The following is a 25659-nucleotide window of genomic DNA, read 5'->3' on the forward strand; positions in this document are numbered from 1 at the left end:
CCGGTCCCGCGACGGAACCAAAGCACGCGCGGGCGGGCAAACGCCTGCTGCCCGGCCCGCTCCAGCATCACATCTTCACGATATCCAGCAGCGCCTTCTTGCCGCTCTTGTACGTGAACACCGAGATCGCACCGTGCTTCAGGTCGCCCTGCGGCGTGAAGCTGGTTTCGCCGATCACGCCGCGATAGTCGGTGGCCGGCATCGCGGCCAGCACCTTCGCCGGGTCCGTCGAGTTCGCACGCTTCATCGCGTCGACGATGATGTACACCGCGTCGTACGAGAACGGCGCATACACCTGCATCGGCTGGTGGTAACGCGCTTCGTAGCGCTTCGCGAACGCCGCGCCGCCCGGCATCTTCTCGAGTGCGATGCCGGCTTCGGAACACACGACGTTGTCCGACGCCGGGCCCGCGAGCTTCGGCAGGTCGGTCGAGCACACGCCGTCGCCGGCGAGGATCTTCGCGCGCATGCCGAGCTGCCGCGCCTGCTTCGCGAGCGGGCCGCCCGTCGCATCCATCCCGCCGTACATGATCGCGTCCGGGTTCTCGCCCTTGATCTTCGTGAGGATCGCGCGGAAGTCGATCGCCTTGTCGTTGGTCGCGTCGCGCGACACGACCTTCATCCCGGCCGATTTCGCCGCCTTCTCGAACTCGGTCGCGAGGCCCTGCCCGTACGCGGTCGAATCGTCGACCACGGCAACGGTTTTGATGCCCATGTTCTTCGCCGCATACATCGCGAGCGCCGGCCCCTGCTGCGCATCGGTCGCGACGACGCGATACGTCGTCTTGAAACCCTGCTGCGTGTACGTCGGGTTGGTCGCGGCCTGCGAGATCTGCACGACGCCGCCGTCGCGATAGACGCGCGACGCCGGGATCGACGTGCCCGAGTTGTGATGGCCGACCACGCCGACGACCTTGTCGTCGACGAGCCGCTGCGCGACCTGCGTCGCGGTACGCGGATCGCCCGCGTCGTCCTGCGCGTCGAGCTGCAGCGTGACTTTCTTGCCGCCGATCACGAGCCCCTTCGCGTTAATCTCCTCGACCGCGAGCCGCGCGCCGTTCTCGCTGTCCTTGCCGAGGTGCGCGATCGCGCCGGTCAGCGGCGCGACGTGACCGATGCGCACGACTTCGTCCGCGTGCGCGGGGAACGCGGACAGTGCGCAGGTCAGCGCTGCCGCGGTGGCGAGTGCCGTCTTGTGATGTCGATTCATGCTTGTCTCCTTCCTTGTCGCTCTTCGTTCGGGTTCGGATACGTCGTTCGTTGAAGGCAGTCCCACGCGCTTATGCGCGCCCTTCGAATCCCAGCAGCACGTTCACCGCGTTGATGCCGATCTCCTCGACCATGTAGCCGCCTTCCATCACGAACAGCGTCGGCAGGTTCAGGCGCGCGAGCGCCTCGCCGATGCGCAGGTAGTCGGGCGAGCGCAGCCGGAAATGGCTGATCGGGTCGTGCTCGAACGTGTCGACGCCGAGCGACACGACGAGCAGGTCGGGTGCATGCGCAACGATCGCGGCCGCCGCATGGCCGAGCGCGGTTGCGTAGGTGTCCCACTGCGTGCCCTTCGGCAGCGGCAGATTCAGGTTGAAGCCTTCGCCCGCACCCGCGCCGCGCTCGTCCGCATAACCGGAGAAGTACGGATACGACACCGGCGGCTCGCCGTGGATCGACGCGAACAGCACGTCCGGGCGGTCGTAGAAGATGTCCTGCGTGCCGTTGCCGTGATGGAAGTCGACGTCGAGCACCGCGACGCGCGCGGCGCCGCCCGCGATGCCGTGCTGCGCCGCGATCGCCGCGTTGTTCAGATAGCAGTAGCCGCCCATGTACTCGCGGCCGGCATGGTGGCCGGGCGGGCGGCACAGCGCAAAGGCCGCGCGCGCGCCGCCGTTCGACAGCAGGTCGGCGCAGGTCAGCGCCGAGTTCGCGCTCGCGCTCACCGCATCCCAAGTGCCCGCGTTGATCGGCGCGCCGGCGTCCATCGCGAAGAAACCGAGCTTGCCGTCGATGAAGCCGGGCAGCGTCGCGGCCGCCGGCATCGCGCGCACCGGCCATACGAGCGGCAGCGCCTGGCAGGTGCGGCCGGTCGCGGTCCATTCGCCCCATGCGCCGGCGAGGAAATCGACGTAGCGCGCGCTGTGTGCGCCGGCATAGCTCGCGCGGTCGAACGCGCGCGGCGCGATCACGTCGCCGAGGCCGGCCGCGCGGACCTGTGCGAGCACCGTTTCGGCGCGAAGGGGGTTTTCGAACGACTCGGTGATCGCGCCGTCCTTCAGTTCGACGCCGCGATGCAGGTGGTGATCGCTGCTGTAGACCGTGAGCATGGTTGACCGTTGCTGTGATGGCAGTGAGGGGGTGGCAACAGTCTATTGACGCCGACCGGCAATAACTTTGCTTTTCGCTTCTTCGTTTCGTACAATTTTGAGAAAACTGTCTACGGAATCACGGATATGAGCAAAAATCGCGCTTCGGTTGAACTGGACGGCGTCGACCGCGCGATGCTCCGCCTGCTGCAGGAAGACGGCGCGCTGTCGAACGCGACGCTCGGCGAAAAGCTGTCGCTGAGCGTCACGCCGTGCTGGCGCCGCCGCAAGCGGCTCGAGGACGAACGCGTGATCACCGGCTACCAGGCGAACCTCGACCGGCGCGCGCTCGGAATGAACGTGTTCGCGTTCGTGCAGGTGACGTTCAACATGCACTCGGGCCAGGATTCGGATCATTTCGAGGACGTGATGCGGCGTCACGACGAGGTGCTGTCGTGCCACAAGATCACCGGCGCGGCCGACTACATCCTGCAGGTCGTCGCGGCCGATCTCGACGCGTATGCGGATTTCGTCGAGCGCGTGCTCAGAAAGCAGGCCGGCGTGTCGTCGATCCAGTCGAGCCTCGCGTTGCGCGAGGTGAAGTTCTCGTCGCGCGTGCCGGTGCCGGACGCGTGAGCGGCAGGATGAACGGGCAAGCCCGTCATTCCGTTCCCAATCCTCATCCCATGGAGCACTACCTGATGAAGCGAATCACTTCCTCCGCCTCGCTTGTCGCCGCGCTTGCATGCGCGTTCGCGTTGAGCGCCTGTGCGGCGCAATCGTCCGCGCCGGCCGATTCGTCGGCGCCGGCCGCACCGCCGATGGTCGGCGGCGACCGCGATGCGCACGGCTGCATCGGCTCGGCCGGCTACGCATGGTGCGAACAGACGCAGCAATGCGAACGCCCGTGGGAGCTCGCCAAGCAAAAGGGCTTCGCGAATTCGGCGCAAGCGTACGAGCAGTTCTGCCGGAACGCAGCGGCGAAGTAAGCGGATCGCGGCGCGACGCCGCGACGCAATGACATGCCGGCGCGACGCGTTGCGCGATCGCTCGCGCATCGCATCGGCGCATCGCGCGATAAGACATTCCGACCTTTCACCTCGGCACGCGGCGCGCCCATCGCGCGCGCCGCACCGTCGAATGCCCGCCGGTTTTCCGGCGCGGCACAGCGCGATTCCGGAAACCCGGACACGAGAAAAACCCCACAAAAACAAGGACATTTTTCGCGTGCGACACGTTAACCGAGTTCGGTTATATTACGCGCCCCTTGCCACCCCGCCCCCGCCGACAACGTCGCGTGCGGCCCCTTTCGACGCAGCCTGAAACCCCAACCGCTCAGGCTTGCCGCGAGGGCCTCGGCGCAAAACGCGCCCCGTGACGCCGGCCATTGCGCGCCGGTCGCGAACCGATCCGAAGGTCTCCTTCGCATCGGTTTCGCGTGCGCAAATGCAACGGCGAGCAGCGTCGATCCGGAATTCCGGATTCGCGATCCGGATCTCCGGATCCGCGTATCGGCCGCGATCGCAACGCTCGTCGGGCGGCATGGCAAACCGATGCATCCAAGTTGAAAAAGGGATCTGCTGTGATCAAAACGTTACGGGTAATACTGTCGGCGCTCGCGCTGTGCGTCGCCGCGTCGTCCGCGCACGCTGCCGACACGAAGAAGGTCGACGTCCTGCTGGTGGGCGGCGGCATCATGAGCTCGACGCTCGGCGTCTGGCTGCACGAGCTTCAGCCTGACTGGTCGATGACGATGGTCGAGCGCCTCGACGGCGTCGCGCTGGAAAGCTCGAATGGCTGGAACAACGCGGGCACCGGCCACTCGGCGCTCGCCGAACTCAACTACACGCCGGAGAAGGCGGACGGCAAGATCGACATCTCGAAGGCCATCGAGATCAACGAGTCGTTCCAGATCTCGCGCCAGTTCTGGGCGTGGCAGGTCAAGCAGGGCGTGCTGAAGAACCCGCATTCGTTCATCAACTCGACACCGCACATGAGCTTCGTGTGGGGCGACGACAACGTCCGCTTCCTGAAGAAGCGCTACGAAGCGCTGCAGGCGAGCCCGCTGTTCCGCGGCATGCAGTATTCGGAAGACTACGACCAGATCAAGCAGTGGGTGCCGCTGATGATGGAAGGCCGCGACCGCAAGCAGAAGGTCGCCGCCACCTGGACGCCGATCGGCACCGACGTGAACTTCGGCGAGATCACGCGCCAGTTCGTCGGCTACCTGAAGACGCAGCCGAACTTCACGCTGTCGCTGTCGAGCGAAGTGCGCGAGATCACGCGCAACGCCGACGGCACGTGGCACGTGTCGTGGGTCAAGCTGCATTCGGATGAACCGCCGCAATCGGTCGACGCGAAATTCGTGTTCATCGGCGCGGGCGGCGGCGCGCTGCACCTGCTGCAGGCGTCGGGCATCCCCGAGGCGAAGGACTACGGCGCGTTCCCGGTCGGCGGCTCGTTCCTCGTGACCGACAACCCCGATGTCGTGAAGCAGCACCTCGCGAAGGCATACGGCAAGGCGTCGGTCGGTTCGCCGCCGATGTCGGTGCCGCACCTCGACACGCGGATCATCGACGGCAAGAAGATCATCCTGTTCGGACCGTTCGCAACGTTCTCGACCAAGTTCCTGAAGAACGGTTCGTATTTCGACCTGCTCAAGAGCACCAACACGCACAACGTCGCACCGATGATGCGCGTGGGCGTCGACGAATTCCCGCTGGTCCAGTACCTCGCCGGCCAGCTGATGCTGTCCGACGACGACCGCTTCAACGCGCTGAAGGAATACTTCCCGGACGCGAAGAAGGAAGACTGGCGCCTGTGGCAAGCCGGCCAGCGCGTGCAGATCATCAAGCGCGATCCGGTCAAGGGCGGCGTGCTGAAGCTCGGCACCGAGATCGTCAGCTCGCAGGACGGCAGCATCGCGGGCCTGCTCGGCGCGTCGCCGGGCGCATCGACGGCTGCGCCGATCATGCTGAACCTGATGAAGAAGGTATTCAAGGACAAGGTCGCGACGCCCGAGTGGCAGCAGAAGATCCGCCAGATCGTGCCGAGCTACGGCACGAAGCTGAACGACAGCCCGGCGAAGGTCGTCGAGGAATGGACCTATACCAGCGACGTACTGCAGCTCTCGCCGCCGCCGAAGATCGACGTCAGCGTGCCGTCGCAGGCAACCGGCACCGCGCCGGCCCGCCCGGCGAAGGCATCGGCCGACATGGCGCTGTAAGCATCGCAGCAACCGCGCCGCACGACACGGCCGCCCTCCAGGGCGGCCGTTTTTCATGATGCGGACGGGCCGGTCGCCCGGCCGATCGCCCAGCCGGTCGCCCGCTTCCGCTAGAATTGCGGCACGCGCGACCCCGTGTCGCCGCCCGATCCACCATCCGCACCGACGCACGGTGCGGCCCGCGCCCGAGCCGCGCGAGCGCCGCACACCGTTGCCGCGCCCGCCCGGGCGCGCCACCAACCGAATTCAGCTGGAGAAAGACCGTGTTTACCTGCAGAAACCAAAGCTGCGGCACGCAGTGGGAAACGTCCGACGTCGTCATCAAGGACGAGGGCCAGGGGCTGCTGTTCCGCTGCCCGCTGTGCGGCGCGCGCAACTATCTCGAACGCTTCGAGGGCGAAGACGGCACCGTCGTCTACGAACAGATGGAAGGCAAGCCTTACCTCGGAGACCTCGAATGACCCAACCGACCGCCACGCCCTTCAGCGCGCTGCCGCTGACGCCCGCGACACTCGCCAACCTCGCGCAGCTCGGTTATGTCGACATGACGCCGATCCAGGCCGCGAGCCTGCCGATCGCGCTGGCCGGCCAGGACCTGATCGCGCAGGCGAAGACGGGCAGCGGCAAGACCGCAGCATTCTCGCTCGCGCTGCTGTCGCGCCTCGACGCGCGCAGCTTCGACGTGCAGGCGATGATCCTGTGCCCGACGCGCGAACTCGCCGACCAGGTGGCGCAGGAAGTGCGCCGCCTCGCGCGCGCCGAGGAGAACGTGAAGGTGCTGACGCTGTGCGGCGGCACGCCGATGCGCCCGCAGGCGCAGAGCCTCGAGCACGGTGCGCACATCGTCGTCGGCACGCCGGGCCGCATCATGGATCACCTCGATCGCGGCAACCTGAAGCTCGACGCGCTGAACACGCTGGTGCTCGACGAAGCCGACCGGATGCTCGACATGGGCTTCTTCGACGACATCGCGAAGGTCGCGCGGATGTGCCCGACGACGCGCCAGACGCTGCTGTTTTCCGCGACCTATCCGGACGGCATCGTGAAGCTGAGCCAGCAGTTCCTGCGCAACCCGAAGGAAGTGAAGCTCGAAGAACGTCACGACAACAGCAAGATCCGCCAGCGCTTCTATGAAGTGACCGAGAACGAGCGGCTGCACGCGGTCGGCCAGTTGCTGAACCACTACCGGCCGGTCAGCACGATCGCGTTCTGCAACACCAAGCAGCAGTGCCGCGACCTGCTCGACGTGCTGCACGCGCAGGGCTTCCACGCGCTCGCGCTGCACGGCGAGCTCGACCAGCGCGAACGCGACCAGGTGCTGATCCAGTTCGCGAACCGCAGCTGCTCGGTGCTGGTAGCGACCGACGTCGCCGCGCGCGGGCTCGACATCGCGCAACTCGAAGCGGTGATCAACGTCGACGTGACGCCCGACCCGGAAGTGCACGTGCACCGCATCGGCCGCACGGGCCGCGCCGATCAGGACGGCTGGGCGCTGAGCCTCGCGAGCATGGACGAAATGGGCCGCGTCGGCTCGATCGAGCATGCGCAGAAGCGCGACGTCGAATGGCATCCGCTCGCCGAGCTGAAGCCGGCCGGCGACGACACGCTGCTGCCGCCGATGGAGACGCTGCAGATCCTCGGCGGACGCAAGGACAAGATCCGTCCGGGCGACGTGCTCGGTGCGCTGACCGGCGATGCAGGGTTCGACGGCAAGCAGATCGGCAAGATCAACGTGACCGAGTTCTCGACCTATGTCGCGATCGAGCGCGGCGTCGCGCACGACGCGCTGCGCAAGCTCAATGCGGGGAAGATCAAGGGCAAGCGGGTCAAGGTCCGGTTGATGGACGAAGAGTAAGACGATCCGGGCGGCGCGACGCCGGGCCACCGGCACGCCGCCCGCGTATCAGGCCAGCGCCGGATACCCGTGCGCGGCCGCATCCCGCGCGAATCGTTCGATCGCGTCATAGGCATCGGGCGCGAGCCGCTCGAACCCCTTCAGCCGCAGCACGCGCGCACGCTCCGTATCCACCGACACCGCGCGATCGAGCGCGTCCCTCAACGCGGCCACCTGCGGTTCCTCCAGCGTACGCGACGCGATCAACGGCAAGCCCGGCGCGGATGCCGTCTTTCCGATGATCCGGACGTCGTGCAGCAGCTCGGGCAACGCGTCCTTCACATATGCGAACGTCACGCAGTCGATCGCCGCGCAATCGGCATCGCCGACAGCCAGCGCACGCAGCACGTTCAGGTGCGAGCCGAACGCCGTGACCGATCCGAAGAAACGGCCGTCGTGCGCATGCGGCGCAACCGCATGCCGTAACGCGTTCATCCCGCTGTGCGAATCCTCGCCGTTGAATGCGGCCCGCAGCCCGCGACAGGCGGCAAGCGTCGTCGCACCGCCCGCATGCACACGCGCCGACACGACCAGCACGCTGCTGTAGCGCGCGCCGTGGCAGCCGTCCGCATTGAAAACCGGTGTCGCGATCAATCGCACGGTATCGCGCAGGCCGAGCATCCGATACGGATAACCGCATGTCTGCGACAGCAGCAGATCATCGCGCCGCCACAGCGCGTGCAGGTCGCCGAACGGCTCGTCGAGCAGCGCGACGCCGGCCGGCCCGCCCGCGTTCGCGAACGCGTCGAGCACGTCGAGCAGCAGCGCATGCCACAGCGCGGCGTGGCGCGGCGTCACGTTGTACATCGGCAGTCCGGCGATCCATGAGCTCATGCGCGCATTCTACGGTCTGGGCTCAGAACAGGTGGCGAATGCCGGCACGCCCGACTGCCTGCTTCTGATTGCTCGACGGATTGAAACCCGCGATCTGCGCGACCGGCGCATCGCCCGCCGCCTTCTGGAACGCGCCCATCACATACACGCTCGTGCGCTTGGACAGCGCGTATTCGACGCTCAGGTTGAACTGGTGATACTTCGGCTCCGCGTTCGTCGCGTGGTCGCGGCCCGTCGTGTACGTGTAGCCCGCGCCGACCGTCACAGCGGGTGTCGGCGTGATGAGCGTCGACAGCTCGTAGTTCTGGAACGTCGCGTCGTGCCCCGCGCTGCCCTGCTGGAAGTTCGTGTTCGTGAAGTCGGCCAGCAGCTTCAGCCACTGCACGACCTGGTACGACGCGCCGACGCCGAACACCTTCTGCGCACGCGCCGCATCCAGGTAGTTGCCGTAGATCGCGTTCGTGAAGCCCGGATAGTTCTGGTAGCCCTGCGTCGACACGCCCGGGTTGTTGATCCGCAGATAACCGATGCCGACGCCGACTGGGCCCGCCGCATAGTTCGCACCGACGCTGAACGTCGCGTTGTCGGAGAAACGCCCCGGCTGCCCGCCGAACGCATAGAGGCCGCCGAACGTGAAGCCCGCGATCGTCGGGCTGCGGTACTTGACCGCGTTCGAGATCGGGAAGCCGTTGTCGGTGTTGTCCATGTCGTTCGGGTGCGCGAAGTAGTAGCCGCCGATGTTGCCGTTCAGCGTGAACGGCTCGACGTAGTCGACGATCGAATCCCACTGGCGGCCGAGCGTGAGCGTGCCGAGCTTCGTGTCGTTCAGGCCGACGTAGGCATTGCGCGAAAACGCGAGCCCGCTGCCGAGCCGGCCGGAGTTGATGTCGAAGCCGCTTTCGAGCCGGAAGATCGCGCTCAGGCCCCCGCCGAGATCCTCGGTGCCGCGCACGCCCCAGCGGCTGCCGGCGGTTACGCCCGATGCGAGCTGCACGAGATGCTTGCCTTGCACGTTCGACACGTAGTCGACGCCATCCTCGACGATGCCGTACAGCGTGACGCTGCTTTGCGCGTGGGCGGTAGCGGCCGCGGCGAGAGGCAGCGCGAACAGGAGTTTCTTCATCGGGATGTTCCGTTTTATTTGTTCAGACATGCGAACCGTCTGCGGGGAATGCGGGACTATATCGACGCGACCGGCGCGCGCCAACGAACGAATCGAGAATTCGATTCCCGTTTTTGCACGATCCGCGCCCCGTCGCCCCCGCTGACAGACCCGTCGCAGGATACGGGCTCACAAGATCATGCGACCCTTTATTTTTTCGTTATTTATTCACAGAAATTAAAACAAACGATCCACTATCAGCAGAAAAACAACGCTCCCGCCACAAAGTAGCTGCCGGAACATCGGTCTGCCCAGGTTCGAGGTGCATGGAAGCACCACCGAACAAGAGGCGAGAACGGCAAAGCGCACCACTGACATCGCGGTCGCCGGCAACCATTCGCCCCATTGCACACGCCCCTTGTGAGCCATCGCGATAAGCAAATGCGAATCGATTGATTGGCCGTCCGGCATCGGCTCGGTACAGTTCGCTTTCCTTCCGAATCGTCGCGAGCCGCCTGCGGTTCGCCCGCACGTCGCAAAGCGGCCGGCACACCGGGCCGGCCGTTTCGCAGGTTGCATCCGTCGCGTCACCCGCGCGACGGGCGCCCCGATGCCCGCGCGCACGACACGCCACGCGGCGCGGCATTCGGCAAGCCTCGACAACACGCTGGAGCCCCGGTCCCCCATGACATTCATCCGCTCGATCCGCCGCCTTGGCATCGCCGCCGTCGCCGCCACCGCTTCCGCCGCCGTCTGCGCCGCGCCGTCGATCACGGTCTCGTCGAAGATCGACACCGAAGGCAACCTGCTCGGCAACCTGATTTCGCAGGTGCTGAAGTCGCACGGCATCGCCGTCACCGACAAGATCGGGCTCGGCACCACGCCGATCGTGCGCAAGGCGCTGACGACCGGCGAGATCGACATCTATCCGGAATACACGGGCAACGCCGCATTCTTCTTCAACAAGGCCGACGATCCGGTGTGGAAGGACGCGGCAAAAGGCTATGACACCGCGAAGCAACTCGACTACGCGGCGAACCATCTCGTCTGGCTCACGCCCGCGCCGGCCAACAACACGTGGGGCGTCGCCGTGCTCGGCACCGTCGCGAAGGCGAACGGGCTGAAGACGTTCGACGACTTCGGCAAATGGGCCGGCAACGGCGGCAAGGTGAAGCTCGCCGCGTCGGCCGAGTTCGTGAACAGCGCGTCCGCGCTGCCGTCGTTCGAGAAGGCATACGGCTTCAAGCTGAAGCAGGATCAGTTGCTCGTGCTGTCGGGCGGCGACACGGCCGCGACGATCAAGGCCGCGGCGAACCAGACCGACGGCGTGAACGCCGCGATGGTCTACGGCACCGACGGCGGCATCGCATCGAGCGGCCTCGTCGTGCTCGACGACGCGAAGCACGTACAGCCCGTCTACGCACCGGCGCCGGTGATCCGCGAAGCGGTGCTGAAAGCGCATCCGCAGATCGCCGACTATCTGAAGCCGGTGTTCGCGAGCCTCGACCTGAAGACGCTGCAGACGCTCAACAGCCGCATCCAGCTGAACGGCGAACCCGCGTCGGCCGTCGCCGCCGGTTATCTGAAGTCGAAGGGTTTCGTCAAATGATCGCCGGTGCGCACGCAGCGGCCCCCGGTCGTGCGCAAGCCGGTTCGACCGCCGATGCCGCCCGCGTGCGCACGGCGCGCGTCGACCGCGTCGGCGTGCTGATCGCCGGCACCATCGCGGCGGCGCTCGCGTTTGCGCCGTTCGTCACGTTCCGCGCGAACCGGATCGTCGCCGGGCACGATCTCGCGCTCGCGGAGATCTTCCCGCACTGGCAAGCCATGACGCTGTACGCGGCCGGCGCGGCGAGCGCGCTGTTCGCGCTGCTGCGCAGTCGCCCGGCGCCGCGTTTCGCGGCGGGCGCGGTGCTGCTGCTCGGCCTCGGCGCGCTCGTCGGCCATGTGCCGGCCCATCTCGTCACCGACGACAACCCGCTCGCGCGCGTGTCGCCGGCCACCGGCGCGTGGCTGCTGTTCTTCGCGTACGCCGCGCTGGTGGTCGATGCGTCCGCGCGGCTCGCGCTCGGCCCGGTCAGACGCCTCGCCGCGCTGGCCGCCGCATGCGCCGTGCTCGCCGCGCTGCTGCATGCCGGCTGGTGGGACGGTCTCTCCGTCATGCAGGAATACGCGGCGCGCGCCGACACGTTCTGGCAGGAGGCCAGTCGACACACGGCGCTGGTCGGCGGCTCGGTCGCCGCCGCGATCGCGGCCGGCGTGCCGCTCGGCGTCGCATGCGCGCGCTCGGCCGCGCTGCGCGGCGTGCTGCTGCCTGCGCTCAATATCGTGCAGACGATTCCGAGCATCGCGATGTACGGGCTTCTGATGGTGCCGCTCGGGCTGCTCGCCGCGCACGTGCCGCTCGCGGCCGCGCTCGGCATCCGCGGCATCGGCGCCGCGCCCGCCGCGCTCGCGCTGTTCCTGTACTCGCTGCTGCCGATCGCGTCGAGCGTCGTGGTCGGGCTGCGGCAGATTCCGCCGCATGCGGTCGAAGCCGCCGCCGCGATGGGCATGACGCGCGCGCAGCGGCTGCTCCAGATCGAGCTGCCGCTGGCGCTGCCGGTGATCCTGAGCGGCGTGCGCATCGTGCTCGTGCAGAACATCTGCCTCGCCGCGGTCGCCGCGCTGATCGGCGGCGGCGGCTTCGGCACCTTCATCTTCCAGGGCATCGGACAGTCGGCGACCGACCTCGTGCTGCTCGGCGCGATCCCGACGATCGCGCTGGCACTCGCCGCCGCCGTCGTGTTCGACGCCGCCACCGCACTCGCGAAAGGACGCCGGGCATGATCGAGATCGAACACGTGAGCCGCCGCTTCGGCGAACAGATTGCCGTCGACAACGTCACGCTGTCGATTCGCCGCGGCACGATCGCCGCGCTCGTCGGCGCGTCGGGCAGCGGCAAGTCGACGCTGCTGCGGATGATCAACCGGTTGATCGCGCCGACGAGCGGCACGATCCGCGTCGACGGCGTCGATACCGCAACCGTCGCGCCCGAGCAGTTTCGCCGCGGCATCGGTTATGCGATCCAGGGGCATGGGCTGTTTCCGCACTGGAGCGTCGCGCGCAACATCGCGACCGTGCCGCGACTGCTCGGCTGGCCCGCCGATCGAATCGACGCGCGCGTGCGCGAGCTGCTCGCGCTGTTCGAACTCGATCCGGCCGTGCACGCGGACAAGCTGCCGCACGAACTGTCGGGCGGTCAGCAGCAGCGCGTCGGCGTCGCGCGCGCGCTCGCGGCCGAGCCCCGCATCCTGCTGATGGACGAGCCATTCGGTGCGCTCGACCCGATCATCCGGAACAAGGCGCAGGACGACCTGCTCGCGCTGCAGCGCCGCCTCGGCATCACGGTCGTGATCGTCACGCACGACATGGAGGAAGCGCTGAAGCTCGGCGACACGATCGTCGTGATGGATCGCGGACGCGTGCTGCAGGCCGCGCCGCCCGCCGATATCCTGGCGCGGCCCGCACCCGGTTTCGTCGAACAGCTCGTCGCCGGCGACGACCGGCCGCTCAGGCTGCTTGCGCTGACCCGCGTCGACGAAGCGGTCGAACCCGGTACGGCCGACGGCACGCCGCTGCCCGGTTCCGCGTCGCTGCGCGACGCGATCGCCGAGCTGCTGTGGCGCGGCGTCGATGCGCTGCCGGTTGCCAACGCGGACGGCCGCGTGAACGGCCGGATCTCGCTGCCTGCGATCGTCGCGCGTGCGAGGCAGCCGCGATGAGGCTCGCCGCATTCGCTTCCGGCGCCGCACGCGCCGCCGTACTCGCCGCGCTGCTCGTGCTGCTGTTCCGCGGCGAATGGCTTGCGCCGCTGTTCGCGCCGTTCGCCGACAACGGCGCGCCGGCGCTCTACGACCGTGCGAGCCTGCTCGACCTGACACTGGCGCATCTCGCGATCGTCGCGGTTTCCAGTGCGGTCGGCGCGCTCGTGGCGCTGGCGGCCGGCGTGTTCGTCACACGGCCGGCAGGCGCCGACTTCCTGCCGATCGCGCGCAGCATCGTCAACATCGGCCAGACCTTTCCGCCCGTCGCAGTGCTCGCGCTCGCGGTGCCGGCCGTCGGCTTCGGCGTGAAGCCTGTACTGATCGCGCTCGTGCTGTACGGGCTGCTGCCCGTGTTCGAGAGCACGATCGCGGGGCTGCGCGACATTCCGGCCGCGACGCTCGACGCCGCGCGCGGGATGGGCATGAGCGCGCGCCAGCAGCTGTTCGCGGTCGAGCTGCCGCTCGCGTTCCCGGTGATCCTGAACGGCATCCGGCTCGCGGTCGTGATCAATCTCGGCACCGCGACGATCGGTTCGACGGTCGCCGCGAAAGGGCTCGGCGACGTGATCATCGCGGGCCTGCAGACGTCGAATACCGCGTTCGTGCTGCAGGGCGGGATCGTCGTCGCGTTGCTCGCGGTCGCGGTCTACGACGTGCTCGGCCAGGCCGGCCGCGCATGCGCGCCGGCCGCCGCGCGGCTCGCGCCCGACTGACCGGCGCTCGTCGCCGTTTTCCGTTTTCGCTCGTTGTTGTCCCGGCCGGCGCACCGCGTCGGCCCGCTCTTCCGTCACCGCACCATGGCCGAATACTTCGACGTCGACCACGCGCACGCGATTGCCGCGCTCGACGCCCGCTTCACCGCCCGCACCGAATGGCCGACCTGGCTGCTGATCGTCGCGATCTACGGCGGCTGGCTCGCCGTGCTGCTGCTCGTGCGCGCCGAGCGCCTGTCGCTCGTGGCCGCGACGCCGCCGCTGATCCTGCTCGGCGCATGGCACCTGTCGCTGCAGCACGAGTTGCTGCACGGCCATCCGACGCGCTCCGCGTTCGTGAACAAGCTGCTCGGTTATCCGCCGCTGACGGTCTGGTATCCGTACGCGCTATATCGCGACACCCATCTCGACCATCATCGCGACGAAGACCTGACCGTGCCGGGCGTCGATCCCGAAACGAACTACGTATCGCGCGAACGCTGGGCGCGGCTGCCGCGCTGGCGCCGCGTGGCGACGGTCGCGCGCAAGACCTTTGCCGGACGGATCGTCGTCGGGCCGCCGCTCGCCATCGCCGCGATGTTCGCCGACGCGTTCGCCGCGTTCCGACGCGGCGACTTCCGTTATGTGCCGATGTGGGTGACGCACGTGACATGCGTGGTCGCGCTGCTCGCGTGGCTGCAATGGGCGATCGGCGTGCCATGGTGGTACTACCTGCTGGCGGTCACGTGGCCCGCGCTGTCGCTCGCGATGATCCGCTCGCTGTACGAGCACCGCGCCGCGCGGCATCCGAAGGCGCGTATCGCGATCAACGAAGCCGGTTTCGCGATGCGGCTGCTGTACCTGAACAACAACTACCACCTCGTCCATCACGACCTGCCGAAGCTGCCGTGGTACGACCTGCCGCGCGCGTACCGGATGCGGCGCGACGCGTATGCCGAAAAAAACGGCGGCTTCGTGATCCGAGGCGGCTATCGCGAACTGCTGACGCGCCATGCGTGGACGCCGACCGATACGCCCGTGCATCCGTTCGACCAGGGCACGGCGTCGCTGTCGACGGGGAGCGGGGTGAAAGTGGCGGTGGTCGACCAGGTGCTGCAGATCAGCACGTAGCGTTCGACGGGCTCGCGCTTCGTCGTCGACCGGCCCGTCTTGCTGTCTATTTCTTACGAAAAGCCGACATCGCCGGAGAATTGCCAATTGCGCCGGCAATGTCCAGAATGGCGGCTCATCCGGGGCTTCCAACAATCATTCGCCCCGGCTCTGCCTCCCGGCCGCGCGCCGCATTCCCCGACGACGATGCAACCGAACACCCCGCCCGGCGCGATCCGCGCGATCGGCAACGACTGGTCCGTTTCCGCGATCACCGCGGGCTTTCTCGCGGTATTGATTTCCTACGCGGGCCCGCTCGCGATCTTCTTCCAGGCCGCGCAGGCGGCTCACGCATCCAACGCGATGGTGTCGTCGTGGGTCTGGGCGATCTCGATCGGCGCGGGCGTGTCGGGCCTGTTCGCGAGCTGGAAGCTGAAGGTGCCGGTGATCACCGCATGGTCGGCGCCCGGCACCGCGCTGCTCGTCGGCCTGTTTCCGCAACTGACGCTCAACCAGGCCGTCGGCGCGTACATCACAGCCGCGCTGATCATCCTGCTGATCGGCGTCACCGGTTATTTCGACCGGCTCGTGCGCCACATTCCGCGCGGCATCGCGTGCGGGATGATGGCCGGCATCCTGCTGCCGTTCGGCACGCATGCGTTCGCCGCCGCGTCCGAGCAGCCCGCGCTCGCGTTCGGGATGATCGCTGCCTACGTGATCTTCAAGCGCCTGCTGCCGCGCTACAGCATCGTGCTCGTGCTGCTGACGGGCGCCGCGCTCGCGACGCTGCTCGGGATGACGCATCTCGGCAACGTATCGCCGAGCATCGCGCGGCCGATCTTCATCGCGCCCGAATGGACCCTCGGCACGACGCTCAGCCTCGCGCTGCCGCTCGTCGTCGTCAGCCTCACCGGCCAGTTCCTGCCGGGGATGACGATCCTGCGCGTGTCCGGTTATCACACGAATGCGCGGCCCATCATCACGGCGACCAGCGTGATGTCGCTCGTCGTCGCGTGCTTCGGCGGGATCACGATCGTCGTCGCGGCGATCACCGCCGCGTTGTGCACGGGCAAGGATGCGCACGAGGATCCGGACCGGCGTTATGTCGCGGGGCTCGCGAACGGCGCGATCTACCTGATCGGCGGCCTCTTCGCGGGCACGATCGTCACGGTGTTCTTCGCGCTGCCGAAAGCGTTCGTCGCGATCCTTGCGGGGCTCGCGCTGATCGGCGCGATCGGCGCGAACGTGCACGGCATCTTCGAGGACGAGAACCACCGCGAAGCGTCGCTGATCACGTTCCTCGCGACCGCGTCGGGGATGACCTGGCTCGGCCTCGGCTCCGCGTTCTGGGGGATCGTGATCGGGTCGCTGTCGTATGCGGTGCTGAACAAGGTGCGGCGGCCGGCGTAATGCACGTGGTGCCTATCGTGCGCATCGCACGCCGCCGCCTCGGTCACCGCGCGTGCTGGCGCACCAGTTGCGCGAGCGCATCCACCAGCGTCGTCGTGCCGTAAAGCCGCTCGGACACGCCGGCCTCGACGTCGATCTGCCCCGCGTTGTGCACGTCGTAGAGATCGACGATCAGCTGCGCATGGCGTTCGCTGAGGCCCGCGCGCAGCAGCGTCGCCGCCCATGTGTCGCGCGGCAGCTCGTGCGCGACGATCGCGCGGCCGGCTGCCGCGCCGAGCGTGTCCGCGATCGCCGTCACGCTCACCCGCCGCGGCCCTTCGATGCTGACGATGCGCGGCCCGTTGCCGCCTTCGGGCACATCGAGCAGCAGCCGCGCCGCGACGACGCCCACATCGGGCGCCCAGACCGTCGGAAAGACCTTGCCGACCGGATGATGAAAGCTCGGCAGCACGCCGGTCCCGAGCGCGACCGGCAGGATCCGCGTCCAGTTCTGCAGATGCTCGGCCGAACGCAGCAGCGTCAGTTGCGTCGGGATCGTCTTCAGCCGCTGTTCGAGGAGATGGAACAGGCGGGTGATGCCCGTATTGCCGTCGCGCTCCGCGCCGTAGTCCGACAGCGCGAGCAGCGCCGGCGGCGGGTTCGCGGCGAGCGCGGCGGTCGCGACGTCGATCGTCCGCGCCATCGTCGCGGCCGGATCGGGATCGGCGACGGGCACCGGGCACAGCATCTGCACGGCCTGCGCGCCGTCGATCGCCGACGCGATCGCGCGCTCGTCCGTCAGCGCCGCGATGGCCACGTCGCAGCCGAGTTGCTCGAAACGTTCACGATGGCGTGCGTCGCGCAGCACCGCGCGCACGGGATGGCCGGCATTGCGCAAGGTTGTGACGGTCGACAGGCCGACGTTGCCGGATGCACCGAAGATCACGAACACGATCCGCTCCTAGGGGGATGAAGGTGAGGTGATTGTCGGCACGCGCGGGCCGGACGGCGCGCAGGGAGGGATGAATCGAGCAGGAAAGGATGACGGGATGCGGGGTCGCGCATCGATCGCGCGGCCCGCATGGCTGCCGGGAGGCTATCGAGGTGAGGGCTTCGCGCCTTCTTCGCCGTCATACGCGAGCCGCAACGCGCCTCGCGCCCCCGACCGCACGATCTCCGTCGGCGTCGCGCCGAGCACGCGGTTCATCCAGTTCGCCATGTGGCTCTGGTGCGCGAACCCGGCTTCCAGCGCGATCTGGCTGATGCTGAGTCGGCCTTCGAGCAGCAGCGCCTTCGCGCGCTCGACACGGCGCCGCACGACGTACTGGTGCACGGGCATCCCGACCGTTTCGCGGAACAGTACCTTGAAGTGCGGCACGCTGATCGACACGAGCGCCGCGAGTTCGGCCAGCGTCATGCGCCGGTCGAGATTCGCCTCGACATAGTCGATCACGCGCGCCGCGGCCTTCGGCGCGAGCGTGCGCCGGCGCTCGCGGAATGCCGGCTGGCTGTCGACCAGTCGCGCGACGAGCGCCGTGCACAGGCTTTCCGCGTAGAGCGGGTCGGACGCATCGTCGGCTTCGAGTTCGGCGGCCATCGCCCACGCGATGTGCTGCAGGCGCGGATCGCGCACCTGCAGCCGGCGACGGATCTGCGCCTGCGACGGCTTCAGTTCGAGGTGTTCGAAGGTGCGCCGCACGAACGTGTCGCTGAGCATGATGTGCAGGATCCGGCAGTCGGCACTGTCGGTCCACTGGCCGGGCAGGCCGGCCGGAATCACGTCGACGTCGCCATGCGCCTGGATGCGCGACACGCGCTCGCCGTCGCACACGCAGTCCGCGCGAACAGGCCCGCCGATATGCACGCCGATGCGGTGATGGTCGGCCGCCGGGATCCGGTACGTGCCGGCGCGAATGTCGAGTAGCGCCGCGCCGAAGCCGCGCCAGCCGAGCCCGCGGCTGGAACGCAGGCTGACCGGCACGCCGTTGTCCGGCGGCGCGGCGAGAATCGGATCGCTCATGGCTTGGCTCCACCAGATGGTGTGTCGAACGCGCATTGTGACGCGTTTTCGGCCGGCGTGCCGGGCCTGCGGGGGCCGGATCCTGCCCGACGGAAAAAGATCATCCGTTTCTGCTCAAACCGATCCTAACGTGAGCGCCGGCGGGCGTCGTGCCCCCTACGATCGCCCCATCCGACACCTACGGAGACCGTCATGCCCCATTACTGCCCGCTGCGCGCGTCGTTCATCGCGCCATCGCCGTCCGGCGCCACCCGCCCTTCCTCGGCCCCTCGCTCCCGCAACGGCCGCGCCGCCATCGTCGCGTGGTGCCTGCGCATCATCGGCTGGTATCGGCTCGAACGGCTGCTCGCGTCGATTCCCGACAGCAACGACGACTTCGGGCTCGTCTGACCGGCCGGCGCGGGCGGCATCCGCCGGCTTGCGCCTACTTGCGCCGCCGCTCGTGCAGCGCCACCGTCGCGCCGTCGATCACCGGCCCGCCCTGCTTGATCAGGAAGTCGCGGAACAGCCCCGTCACCTGCGAGATGCGCCGGTCGGCGAGCGTGACCACATACCATTCGCGCTCGATCGGGTTGCCGGGGAACGGCAGTTGCCCGAGCAACCCGGTGCGCAGTTCGAGTGCACACGCGTGCAACGACAGGAACGCGATACCGAGCCCGGCTTCGGCCATCTGCTTGATGGCCTCGTTGCTCGACAATTCGGAGCCCACATGGAAGCGGTACCCGGCCGTCTTGAACAGGGTCTCGACGGTCGAGCGCGTGCCGGCGCCGCGTTCGCGCACGAGCAGGTGCGCGGATTCGAGATCCTTCAGCGCGACGCGCTTGCGCTGCATCAGCGGATGGCCGGGCGCCGCGACGAACACCATCGGATGCTTCGCGAACTCGACCGCATGCGTACGCAGCTCCTTCGGCGCGCTGCCCATCACCGCGAGATCGATTTCATGCGTCGCGAGCATGCGGATGATGTCGTCGCGATTGCCGACCTTGAAATACGTCTTCACATGCGGACGCGTCGCGGTGAATTTGACCAGTAGCGGCGGGATCAGGTACTCGGCCGTCGTGATCGCGCCGATCCGCAGCGTGCCGCCGAGATCGCCGGTCAGCGCCGCCACTTCGTCGCCGGCCTCGCTCCACAGATGCAGGATCTCTCGCGCATAGCGCGACACGATCTCGCCGGCCGCGGTCAGCTGCACGCCGCGCCCCACCCGCTGCAGCAACGCGGCGCCCACCGCCTCCTCGAGCAGGCGAACCTGCAGCGACACGGCCGGCTGCGTCAGGTTCAGTTCCTCGGCCGCCCGCGACACGCTGCCGAGCCGCGCAATCATGTCCAGCGCCTTCAGCTGCCGGAACGTCGCGGTCTTTCCTATAAGTGAATACATATGAGTCGCTTATAAACATTAAATTGTTCGAGTGGGTTCCAAACTATATCGTCGGTTCTTGAGCAATGTCATCCGAATCGTCATCAGCGGGAGCCCAACATGGACAACATCACGCCCAACCTTGCAACGGACCGCGCACCGCGCATGCCGCGCATCGTGATCGTCGGCGGCGGCGCCGGCGGCCTGCAGCTCGCCACGCGTCTCGGCGATACGGTCGGACGCCGCGGGCAAGCCGAGGTCGTGCTCGTCGACCGCTACCCGACGCACTTCTGGAAGCCGCTGCTGCACGAAGCCGCATCGGGCCATCGCGACCCGGCTTCCCACACGATCGAATACGCGGCGCAGGCGAAGCGCCACGGTTTCCGCTTCGTGCAGGGCGCGCTGCAGCAGGTCGACCGCGTCGCACGCACGGCGACCATCGCCGCGGTGCAGGACGCGGACGGCACGGAAATCCTGCCGCAGCGCGAGCTCGGTTATGACGATCTCGTGCTGGCGGTCGGCAGCGTGACGAATTTCTTCAACGTGCCGGGCGCGGCACGCCATGCGCTGCCACTTGAAAATCTCGACCAGGCCGAGGATTTCCGCCGGAAGTTCCTCGCGGCCTGCACGAAGGCGAATCACCTGGCTGAGCAGCAGCCCGCGCGGCGCGCGGCGCCGATCTGCATCAACGTGATCGGCGCGGGCGCGACGGGCGTCGAGCTGGCCGCCGCGCTGCGGGACGCGATCCAGCAACTGACGACGTATCGCTTCAAGGCGCTGGTGTCGGCGCGCGACGTGCACATCCGGCTGATCGAAGGCGGCCCGCGCATCCTGCCGGCGCTCGACGAACGGCTGTCCGCCAAGATGCACGCGCAGTTGCGCGCGCTGAACGTCGACGTGCTGACCGATACCCGCGTGGCGGAAGTCGGCGCGGATGCCGTGACGACCGCGACGGGCGAACGACTCGCGAGCGACATCACGATCTGGGCGGCCGGCGTCGCGGGGCCCGCGCTCCTGCGGCAGATCGGCGACATCGCGCTCAACCGGTCGAACCAGGTGATCGTGACCGACACGCTGCAAACGCCGGACGACCCGCACGTGTATGCGTTCGGCGACTGCGCCGCATGCCCGTCGGCCGGTGCGAGCGGCTTCCTGCCGCCGCGCGCGCAGGTCGCGCACCAGCAGGCCGTGTATCTGGTCCAGGCGTTCGCGCGGCGCGTCGCCGGCAAGCCGGTGGCCGGCTTCACGTTCCGCGATGCGGGCACCGTCGTGTCGCTCGGGCACGCCGGCGCCGTGTACCAGGCCGACCTCGGCGTGCGTTCGCGCTCGCTGATCGTCGACGGGCTTGCCGCGATCGGCCTGTACAAGTTCCTGTACCGCAAGCACCTGTTCAGCGTGTATGGCGTGAAGCGCGCGCTGTTCCAGTCACTGAGCCACTGGCTGCAAAGCCGCAACCAGCCGTCGATCAAGCTGCACTGATCGACCGTTCACACGCGGCATCGCAAGACGGCGTATCGGGCGCGCATCGCCCGATACGCCGTTTTTTTCATATGCATATGACCGATGCATGCGCAACGTGCGCGAGTTTGGTGCATCACATTGAAGGCCGTCGATACGATGCATTTCGCGTGGAGCATGTTGCGCGACACGCATCCCGCGCCCACGCTGGCTCGCAACCCGATTCATAAGCTGAATCGTATGAGTTGGATAAGAATATTAATTGGTCGCGTTTTCCGGATCGACGCTAAGGTGTGTGGCATTCCCGTCGGCGAACGGATCATCACGTCTCTGAAGAGGAATCACCGTGGTTATCGAAGCCATCGTCACCCGTCTCGACGCAGCATTCGCGCAGATCGAAGCAACACCGGATTCGCACGAATCGCGCCATCAACGCGACGCGATCATCCAGTGGCTCGACCGGGCATCGGAAGAAGGATACCGACTCGGTCTCGTCACGACGCTGCCGGCCGCACGGCTCAGCGACATGTTCGAAGGCCAGTTCGGCCGCGCGAACCTCGACCGCTTCTCGGTCGTCGTCACGGACGCCAATCAGCAGGACTCCGGATCAAATCAGCATCCTTTCGATGTCGCGCTTCAAGCGCTCGGCGTGCCGCCCGAACGCGCGGTGGGCATTGCGAGCAGCGAACCGGAACGCCGCGAAGCCGAGCATTTCGGCCTGTCGCGCTGCGTGAACATCACCGACACGGTGCGCTCGATCGCATCGGCTGGCCTGCACTGAATCGACGGTTGCCGTGTCGCAACCGGTGGTGTGACGGCTATCGACGACGCGCAGCGGCGCGCCGTCAGTCCACCGGATAGTTGAGATCGTGCCAGCGCTTGGCGGATTTCCCCCCCGAGCCGAGGTGGCCGCCAGGGAAGCGCATCACGGCAATCGCGTGAAGCGCTTTCTCGTCGAGAGCGGGATCGCCGCAACTGCGTCGGACCTTGAGATCGCGGACGCGCCCCTGTTCGTCGAGCCACACACGCACGATCACTTGCCTTCGCGACGACGCGTTCTGCACTCCGCGTGACAACAAACGGTCCATCAGCGACACGATATTCTCCGTAACCGTCGAATGCTGCGATTATGGCCGAGCGCGGCGACACGTCGACGCGCGTCGTGGATTCAATGCTTCAAGGCCGCACCGCCGCGCTCGTGCGTACCACCCGTGCTCGCGACGGATTCGCGACGGTTTTCCGCTTCGGATCGGCGCTCCCCGCCTCTTGAAGCTTCGGGGCCTTGGCGGGAACCGGTTGCAACTTTGCCGCAGGCTTCGCGTCGGCATGCGCGACGACCGCACCGGTCGCGCCGGATCGAACGGATGGCCGAACCGGCTTCGCGGCCGTCGAACTGCTCGCCGCGGCGGTCGGATGCTTGACTTGCCGCGCTTGTTCCTTCACGTCACGGTCGCTCATCCACGCCTCCGTATAGGCGGCTGAAGCAGGATGCGCGAGATTGAGATAGGCGAGCGATGCCACGAGAAATGCACGGACATGCGTGCGACGAGTCGATGCGGTAATGACGGGTGCTCCTTTCGATCTGGCTTGACGCCCGGTGTCGGCGTGGTCGTGGCGGCACAATAAATGAGCGCATTCCGCGTCGCAAGCGTCCGACCGGTGATCCAAACGATTGTTAACGTTTGGATCACCCCGCCAGCCCGAACCTTACCCGCCGTCCTCCTCTCCCTTGCGCTCGACACTCCACGTATGGATCGGCCGGTGCCCGGGTCGCTCCCACTCGGGCGGCATCCACAGGTGCTTCAGCCGCTGCATGACCGGCCCGGGCGCGAACACGTCGCGCCACATGTCGACGAACTCGTGCAGGTTCAGCACAAGAAAGTTATACGAACGAATCTGCTGCGTGATCCCATAGTCGACCGGCTCCGTCTCCTCGACGTAGGTGCCGAACATCCGGTCGAAGATGATCAGCACGCCGCCATAATTCTTGTCGATGTAACGCGGATTACGGCCGTGATGCGCGCGATGATTCGACGGTGTATCGAACACGTACTCGAACCAGCGCGGCAGGCGCCCGATCGACTCGGTATGCACGAAGTACTGATACGCGAGATCGACCGCGAGCAGGAACAACACGACGGCGGGCGGAATGCCGAACCACACCGGCGGCAGGTAGAACACGAACACGCCGACGAACGCGTTCAGCAGCGACTGTCGCATCGCCGTCGTGAAGTTCATCACTTCGCCGCTGTGATGCGGCACGTGCGCGGCCCAGAACCAGCGCACGCGGTGCGACGTGCGGTGAAACCAGTAGTAGCAGAACTCGACTAAAACGAAGATCGGCACGATCGTGAAGCCGTTTACCGGCACATCGAACAACCGGTGCCGGTAGACCCACGCGAAGATCGCGCCGGTGAACAGAAGCCCCATCACGGTTTCCGCCACCTGATAACCGGCACCGAGCGACAGGTTCGCGACGATCTCCTTCCAGCGAAACGGCGCGCGGCGGCCGCGCTTGGTCGCCACCGCGTATTCGATCGCGAACGCGATCAGGAAGACCGGCGTCATGCCGATCAGCAGCACCTGCTTCCAGTCCACGTCGTTACCCAGGAACGCATGGAGCCACGTCATCAACTCGGTCGGCATGTTGCGGCCTCGATCGGAAACTGACGGGCAGTATCGTCGCGTGCAGGTCGGCGCGCGTTGACACTTGCAGACGATTACTTGACACTTTCCGCCATGTCCGCCGCCTCCCCGCTATCGACACAGCGCATCTACTACTCGAGCACCTACGTGCGGCTGCTGTTCGACTATCTGTCGGAACAGGGCAAGGACGCGGCACGCGTACTCGGCGAGGCGCGGCCGCCCGAGGACGATCGCGGGCTGACGCTGTACGCGAGCGCGCATTGGCGGCGCCTGCTCGAATGCGCGGTCCGCGCGCTCGACGATCCGCTGCTCGGCCTGCACGTCGGCCAGCGGATCACGCCCGCGCATCTCGGCGCGCTCGGCTACGCATTGCATGCGTGCCGCGACGCCGGCGCCGCGCTCGCACGCTGGCAGCAATACGAACATCTGATCGCGAACGTCGCGCGCATGGAAGTACGGGTCGAGGCGAACTCGGTCGCGATCGAATGGCACGACGCACCCGAACCGCTCGGCCCGCTCGTCGATGAAGTGGCGCTGACCGCGATCGTCCAGTTCGCGCGCAATATCACCGGCACGCGCAACGGGCCCGACGAAGTCTGCTTCGTGCATCCGTCGCCCGGCGACGACCAGCCGTACGTCGACTATTTCGGCTGCCCGGTCCGGTTCGGCCAGCCGGTGAACCGGCTCGCGTTCCCGTTGCGCCTGCTCACGCAGCCGCTGCGCCAGCCGGACGACGCGCTGCTGCAGATGATGGAACGCCAGGCGAGCGCGCTGCTCGCCGAGTTGCGGCAGACGGACGATCTCGAACAGTCGGTGCGCGAAGCCGTCGCGCGCTTGCTGACGCAAGGCGACGCGAGCATCGAGCAGATCGCGTCGGACCTGCATGTGTCGTCGCGCACGCTGCATCGCCGGCTTGCCGAACTCGGGCTCAACTTCCGGACCCTGCGCGAGGACACGCGGCGGCGGCTCGCGATCGACCATCTGAACGATCCGCGGCTGACGCTCGCGGAAGTGGCCTGGCTGCTCGGTTATTCGGAACACAGCGCGTTTACGCGCGCCTTTCGGCGCTGGACCGGCGAATCGCCGCAGCAGTGGCGCAGCCGGCAGCCGGCGCGGGCGGCAAGCGTCGCGCGCGGATGAACGGATGAACGGGTAAGCGAGTGACGTAGCCGCGCAGCCGCCGAACTCGCGCCGGCCCGCGCGGTCGAACCAGCATCGCCGGAGACTCCCATGAAACGCGTTGCCACTGTCGCTGTACTGACCCTGCTTGCCGCCGTCAGCTTGCCGGCAGCCGCCGGCGCCCCATCCGGCGCCGCCGCGCCGGTTCCGGCGTACGCGAAGAATTGCGTCCCGTCCCGGGGCGCCGCGCAAGACGCCCACTCGCCGTCCAAGGCGCCGCCGATCCGCGTATGCGTCGGCGATTCCGATACGCAGCTGAACCTGCCGTGGTTCCTGACCGATGTGCTAACCGCGGTCGACACGCACCAATCGCCCGGCGACCTGCTGCACAAGATGCGCAACGATTTCTGAATCGCGGCCGGTGCGACGCGCCGGCATGGCATCGTTCGTTCAACGTCAGACCGCTTCGCCACCGGCATGAATATGTCGGCGATTCCTGTCGTTCTCCTTTCGACCGTGGTCCGCGCGCTCCTGTGACGGCGTCACGGCGCGGCAGCAAACCGCCGAAAACGGCGTCTCACGAAAATATTTCTTGTCGAGATGCAATCACAAAACTGCACCAATTGTTAAATAACAATATTTCGTAATCGCGCGTCACATCTTATACTTGCCGCGCACCATCCTCGTGCCAAGAGACGGTGTCTTTTCA

At 67.2% G+C, this 25659-nt stretch carries 26 protein-coding genes; 16 read left to right on the forward strand and 10 right to left on the reverse strand.

Features of this window, described 5'->3' with window-relative positions; genetic code table 11:
- Positions 1-67: 67 nt before the first annotated feature.
- Together H3H55_RS31455 and H3H55_RS31460 are read right to left on the reverse strand one after the other, a co-directional pair.
- On the reverse strand, positions 68-1210 hold the full coding sequence (locus H3H55_RS31455) for a branched-chain amino acid ABC transporter substrate-binding protein (protein ID WP_193101752.1): 1143 nt from the start codon (positions 1208-1210) through the stop codon (positions 68-70).
- A 70-nt stretch (positions 1211-1280) separates the two neighbouring features.
- Positions 1281-2318: a histone deacetylase family protein gene (locus H3H55_RS31460; RefSeq protein ID WP_193101754.1), complete on the reverse strand. Its 1038-nt coding sequence runs from the start codon at positions 2316-2318 to the stop codon at positions 1281-1283.
- A gap of 126 nt (positions 2319-2444) precedes the next feature.
- Between H3H55_RS31460 and H3H55_RS31465 the strand changes: the two genes are divergently transcribed.
- The 5 genes from H3H55_RS31465 (at position 2445) to dbpA (ending at position 7378) form a co-directional block, all read left to right on the forward strand.
- Positions 2445-2933, forward strand: a complete 489-nt coding sequence (locus H3H55_RS31465; RefSeq protein ID WP_193101756.1) for an Lrp/AsnC family transcriptional regulator — start codon at positions 2445-2447, stop codon at positions 2931-2933.
- Positions 2934-2998: 65 nt separating this feature from the next.
- Positions 2999-3286 carry a hypothetical protein gene (locus tag H3H55_RS31470; protein ID WP_193101757.1) on the forward strand — a complete coding sequence of 96 codons (288 nt, stop codon included), beginning with the start codon at positions 2999-3001 and terminating at the stop codon, positions 3284-3286.
- 575 nt (positions 3287-3861) lie between these two features.
- Positions 3862-5523, forward strand: a complete 1662-nt coding sequence (gene mqo / locus H3H55_RS31475; protein WP_193101759.1) for a malate dehydrogenase (quinone) — start codon at positions 3862-3864, stop codon at positions 5521-5523.
- A 263-nt stretch (positions 5524-5786) separates the two neighbouring features.
- Entirely contained in the window at positions 5787-5984 is a 198-nt protein-coding gene (locus tag H3H55_RS31480; RefSeq protein ID WP_129516267.1) for a hypothetical protein, read from the forward strand.
- Positions 5981-7378 carry an ATP-dependent RNA helicase DbpA gene (gene dbpA, locus H3H55_RS31485; RefSeq protein ID WP_129516266.1) on the forward strand — a complete coding sequence of 466 codons (1398 nt, stop codon included), beginning with the start codon at positions 5981-5983 and terminating at the stop codon, positions 7376-7378. The genes H3H55_RS31480 and dbpA overlap by 4 nt, the downstream gene beginning before the upstream one ends.
- Positions 7379-7426: 48 nt before the next feature.
- On the opposite strand, the gene H3H55_RS31490 is transcribed toward dbpA, so the two are convergent.
- Both H3H55_RS31490 and H3H55_RS31495 read right to left on the reverse strand, forming a co-directional pair.
- Complete coding sequence (locus tag H3H55_RS31490; RefSeq protein ID WP_193101760.1) at positions 7427-8251, reverse strand: phosphate/phosphite/phosphonate ABC transporter substrate-binding protein; 825 nt, start codon at positions 8249-8251, stop codon at positions 7427-7429.
- A 22-nt stretch (positions 8252-8273) separates the two neighbouring features.
- Positions 8274-9374: a porin gene (locus H3H55_RS31495; protein ID WP_193101762.1), complete on the reverse strand. Its 1101-nt coding sequence runs from the start codon at positions 9372-9374 to the stop codon at positions 8274-8276.
- Between the two features lie 664 nt (positions 9375-10038).
- Here H3H55_RS31495 and H3H55_RS31500 point away from each other — a divergent pair.
- The 6 genes from H3H55_RS31500 to H3H55_RS31525 all read left to right on the forward strand — a co-directional run bounded on the left by H3H55_RS31500 (position 10039) and on the right by H3H55_RS31525 (position 16371).
- Positions 10039-10962 (forward strand): ABC transporter substrate-binding protein, encoded by a 924-nt coding sequence (locus H3H55_RS31500; RefSeq protein WP_129516263.1) that lies wholly within the window; start codon positions 10039-10041, stop codon positions 10960-10962.
- Positions 10959-12182, forward strand: a complete 1224-nt coding sequence (locus tag H3H55_RS31505) for an ABC transporter permease (protein ID WP_193101764.1) — start codon at positions 10959-10961, stop codon at positions 12180-12182. Before H3H55_RS31500 ends, H3H55_RS31505 begins: the two co-directional genes overlap by 4 nt.
- Positions 12179-13117, forward strand: a complete 939-nt coding sequence (locus tag H3H55_RS31510; RefSeq protein ID WP_193101766.1) for an ABC transporter ATP-binding protein — start codon at positions 12179-12181, stop codon at positions 13115-13117. Before H3H55_RS31505 ends, H3H55_RS31510 begins: the two co-directional genes overlap by 4 nt.
- On the forward strand, positions 13114-13872 hold the full coding sequence (locus tag H3H55_RS31515; RefSeq protein WP_193101768.1) for an ABC transporter permease: 759 nt from the start codon (positions 13114-13116) through the stop codon (positions 13870-13872). Before H3H55_RS31510 ends, H3H55_RS31515 begins: the two co-directional genes overlap by 4 nt.
- Before the next feature lie 84 nt (positions 13873-13956).
- Positions 13957-14982 carry a fatty acid desaturase gene (locus tag H3H55_RS31520; RefSeq protein WP_193101770.1) on the forward strand — a complete coding sequence of 342 codons (1026 nt, stop codon included), beginning with the start codon at positions 13957-13959 and terminating at the stop codon, positions 14980-14982.
- Positions 14983-15168: 186 nt separating this feature from the next.
- On the forward strand, positions 15169-16371 hold the full coding sequence (locus tag H3H55_RS31525) for a benzoate/H(+) symporter BenE family transporter (protein WP_193101771.1): 1203 nt from the start codon (positions 15169-15171) through the stop codon (positions 16369-16371).
- A gap of 43 nt (positions 16372-16414) precedes the next feature.
- Here H3H55_RS31525 and H3H55_RS31530 read toward each other — a convergent pair whose 3' ends face one another.
- A complete protein-coding gene (locus tag H3H55_RS31530; RefSeq protein WP_193101773.1) occupies positions 16415-17302 on the reverse strand; it encodes an NAD(P)H-binding protein in 888 nt (295 codons plus the stop codon).
- A 144-nt stretch (positions 17303-17446) separates the two neighbouring features.
- The gene (locus H3H55_RS31535; protein ID WP_193101775.1) at positions 17447-18370 is read right to left on the reverse strand and encodes an AraC family transcriptional regulator; all 924 of its coding nucleotides are present in this window, start codon (positions 18368-18370) and stop codon (positions 17447-17449) included.
- Between the two features lie 192 nt (positions 18371-18562).
- Between H3H55_RS31535 and H3H55_RS31540 the strand changes: the two genes are divergently transcribed.
- Positions 18563-18760 (forward strand): hypothetical protein, encoded by a 198-nt coding sequence (locus H3H55_RS31540; protein WP_193101777.1) that lies wholly within the window; start codon positions 18563-18565, stop codon positions 18758-18760.
- Between the two features lie 34 nt (positions 18761-18794).
- Here H3H55_RS31540 and H3H55_RS31545 read toward each other — a convergent pair whose 3' ends face one another.
- Positions 18795-19748, reverse strand: a complete 954-nt coding sequence (locus H3H55_RS31545) for a LysR family transcriptional regulator (protein WP_129516254.1) — start codon at positions 19746-19748, stop codon at positions 18795-18797.
- 99 nt (positions 19749-19847) lie between these two features.
- Here H3H55_RS31545 and H3H55_RS31550 point away from each other — a divergent pair, with 99 nt between their 5' ends.
- Positions 19848-21206 carry an NAD(P)/FAD-dependent oxidoreductase gene (locus H3H55_RS31550; RefSeq protein WP_129516253.1) on the forward strand — a complete coding sequence of 453 codons (1359 nt, stop codon included), beginning with the start codon at positions 19848-19850 and terminating at the stop codon, positions 21204-21206.
- 325 nt (positions 21207-21531) lie between these two features.
- Entirely contained in the window at positions 21532-21966 is a 435-nt protein-coding gene (locus tag H3H55_RS31555) for a hypothetical protein (RefSeq protein ID WP_021158004.1), read from the forward strand.
- Between the two features lie 64 nt (positions 21967-22030).
- Here H3H55_RS31555 and H3H55_RS31560 read toward each other — a convergent pair whose 3' ends face one another.
- From H3H55_RS31560 to H3H55_RS31570, 3 genes are all read right to left on the reverse strand, one after another.
- Positions 22031-22273: an energy transducer TonB gene (locus H3H55_RS31560; protein ID WP_226800642.1), complete on the reverse strand. Its 243-nt coding sequence runs from the start codon at positions 22271-22273 to the stop codon at positions 22031-22033.
- An 88-nt stretch (positions 22274-22361) separates the two neighbouring features.
- Positions 22362-22706 carry a transcriptional regulator gene (locus H3H55_RS31565; protein WP_193101780.1) on the reverse strand — a complete coding sequence of 115 codons (345 nt, stop codon included), beginning with the start codon at positions 22704-22706 and terminating at the stop codon, positions 22362-22364.
- 186 nt (positions 22707-22892) lie between these two features.
- Positions 22893-23831, reverse strand: a complete 939-nt coding sequence (locus tag H3H55_RS31570; protein WP_193101782.1) for a sterol desaturase family protein — start codon at positions 23829-23831, stop codon at positions 22893-22895.
- Between the two features lie 93 nt (positions 23832-23924).
- Here H3H55_RS31570 and H3H55_RS31575 point away from each other — a divergent pair, with 93 nt between their 5' ends.
- Both H3H55_RS31575 and H3H55_RS31580 read left to right on the forward strand, forming a co-directional pair.
- On the forward strand, positions 23925-24971 hold the full coding sequence (locus tag H3H55_RS31575; protein ID WP_193101784.1) for an AraC family transcriptional regulator: 1047 nt from the start codon (positions 23925-23927) through the stop codon (positions 24969-24971).
- A gap of 90 nt (positions 24972-25061) precedes the next feature.
- Positions 25062-25361, forward strand: coding sequence for a hypothetical protein (locus H3H55_RS31580; protein ID WP_193101786.1), 300 nt, complete (start codon positions 25062-25064; stop codon positions 25359-25361).
- Positions 25362-25659 lie beyond the last annotated feature (298 nt).

The sequence above is a fragment of the Burkholderia sp. Z1 genome, from assembly GCF_014893795.1.
Taxonomy (GTDB): domain Bacteria; phylum Pseudomonadota; class Gammaproteobacteria; order Burkholderiales; family Burkholderiaceae; genus Burkholderia; species Burkholderia theae.

Excerpts from the sequence above, each read along its gene's own strand:
- H3H55_RS31455 (WP_193101752.1), bottom strand. The coding sequence starts at position 1,210 with ATGAATCGACATCACAAGACGGCACTCGCCACCGCGGCAGCGCTGACC.
- H3H55_RS31460 (WP_193101754.1), bottom strand. The coding sequence starts at position 2,318 with ATGCTCACGGTCTACAGCAGCGATCACCACCTGCATCGCGGCGTCGAA.
- H3H55_RS31465 (WP_193101756.1), top strand. The coding sequence starts at position 2,445 with ATGAGCAAAAATCGCGCTTCGGTTGAACTGGACGGCGTCGACCGCGCG.
- H3H55_RS31470 (WP_193101757.1), top strand. The coding sequence starts at position 2,999 with ATGAAGCGAATCACTTCCTCCGCCTCGCTTGTCGCCGCGCTTGCATGC.
- dbpA (WP_129516266.1), top strand. The coding sequence starts at position 5,981 with ATGACCCAACCGACCGCCACGCCCTTCAGCGCGCTGCCGCTGACGCCC.
- H3H55_RS31490 (WP_193101760.1), bottom strand. The coding sequence starts at position 8,251 with ATGAGCTCATGGATCGCCGGACTGCCGATGTACAACGTGACGCCGCGC.
- H3H55_RS31495 (WP_193101762.1), bottom strand. The coding sequence starts at position 9,374 with ATGAAGAAACTCCTGTTCGCGCTGCCTCTCGCCGCGGCCGCTACCGCC.
- H3H55_RS31500 (WP_129516263.1), top strand. The coding sequence starts at position 10,039 with ATGACATTCATCCGCTCGATCCGCCGCCTTGGCATCGCCGCCGTCGCC.
- H3H55_RS31505 (WP_193101764.1), top strand. The coding sequence starts at position 10,959 with ATGATCGCCGGTGCGCACGCAGCGGCCCCCGGTCGTGCGCAAGCCGGT.
- H3H55_RS31510 (WP_193101766.1), top strand. The coding sequence starts at position 12,179 with ATGATCGAGATCGAACACGTGAGCCGCCGCTTCGGCGAACAGATTGCC.
- H3H55_RS31515 (WP_193101768.1), top strand. The coding sequence starts at position 13,114 with ATGAGGCTCGCCGCATTCGCTTCCGGCGCCGCACGCGCCGCCGTACTC.
- H3H55_RS31520 (WP_193101770.1), top strand. The coding sequence starts at position 13,957 with ATGGCCGAATACTTCGACGTCGACCACGCGCACGCGATTGCCGCGCTC.
- H3H55_RS31525 (WP_193101771.1), top strand. The coding sequence starts at position 15,169 with ATGCAACCGAACACCCCGCCCGGCGCGATCCGCGCGATCGGCAACGAC.
- H3H55_RS31535 (WP_193101775.1), bottom strand. The coding sequence starts at position 18,370 with ATGAGCGATCCGATTCTCGCCGCGCCGCCGGACAACGGCGTGCCGGTC.
- H3H55_RS31540 (WP_193101777.1), top strand. The coding sequence starts at position 18,563 with ATGCCCCATTACTGCCCGCTGCGCGCGTCGTTCATCGCGCCATCGCCG.
- H3H55_RS31545 (WP_129516254.1), bottom strand. The coding sequence starts at position 19,748 with ATGTATTCACTTATAGGAAAGACCGCGACGTTCCGGCAGCTGAAGGCG.
- H3H55_RS31550 (WP_129516253.1), top strand. The coding sequence starts at position 19,848 with ATGGACAACATCACGCCCAACCTTGCAACGGACCGCGCACCGCGCATG.
- H3H55_RS31560 (WP_226800642.1), bottom strand. The coding sequence starts at position 22,273 with ATGGACCGTTTGTTGTCACGCGGAGTGCAGAACGCGTCGTCGCGAAGG.
- H3H55_RS31570 (WP_193101782.1), bottom strand. The coding sequence starts at position 23,831 with ATGCCGACCGAGTTGATGACGTGGCTCCATGCGTTCCTGGGTAACGAC.
- H3H55_RS31575 (WP_193101784.1), top strand. The coding sequence starts at position 23,925 with ATGTCCGCCGCCTCCCCGCTATCGACACAGCGCATCTACTACTCGAGC.
- H3H55_RS31580 (WP_193101786.1), top strand. The coding sequence starts at position 25,062 with ATGAAACGCGTTGCCACTGTCGCTGTACTGACCCTGCTTGCCGCCGTC.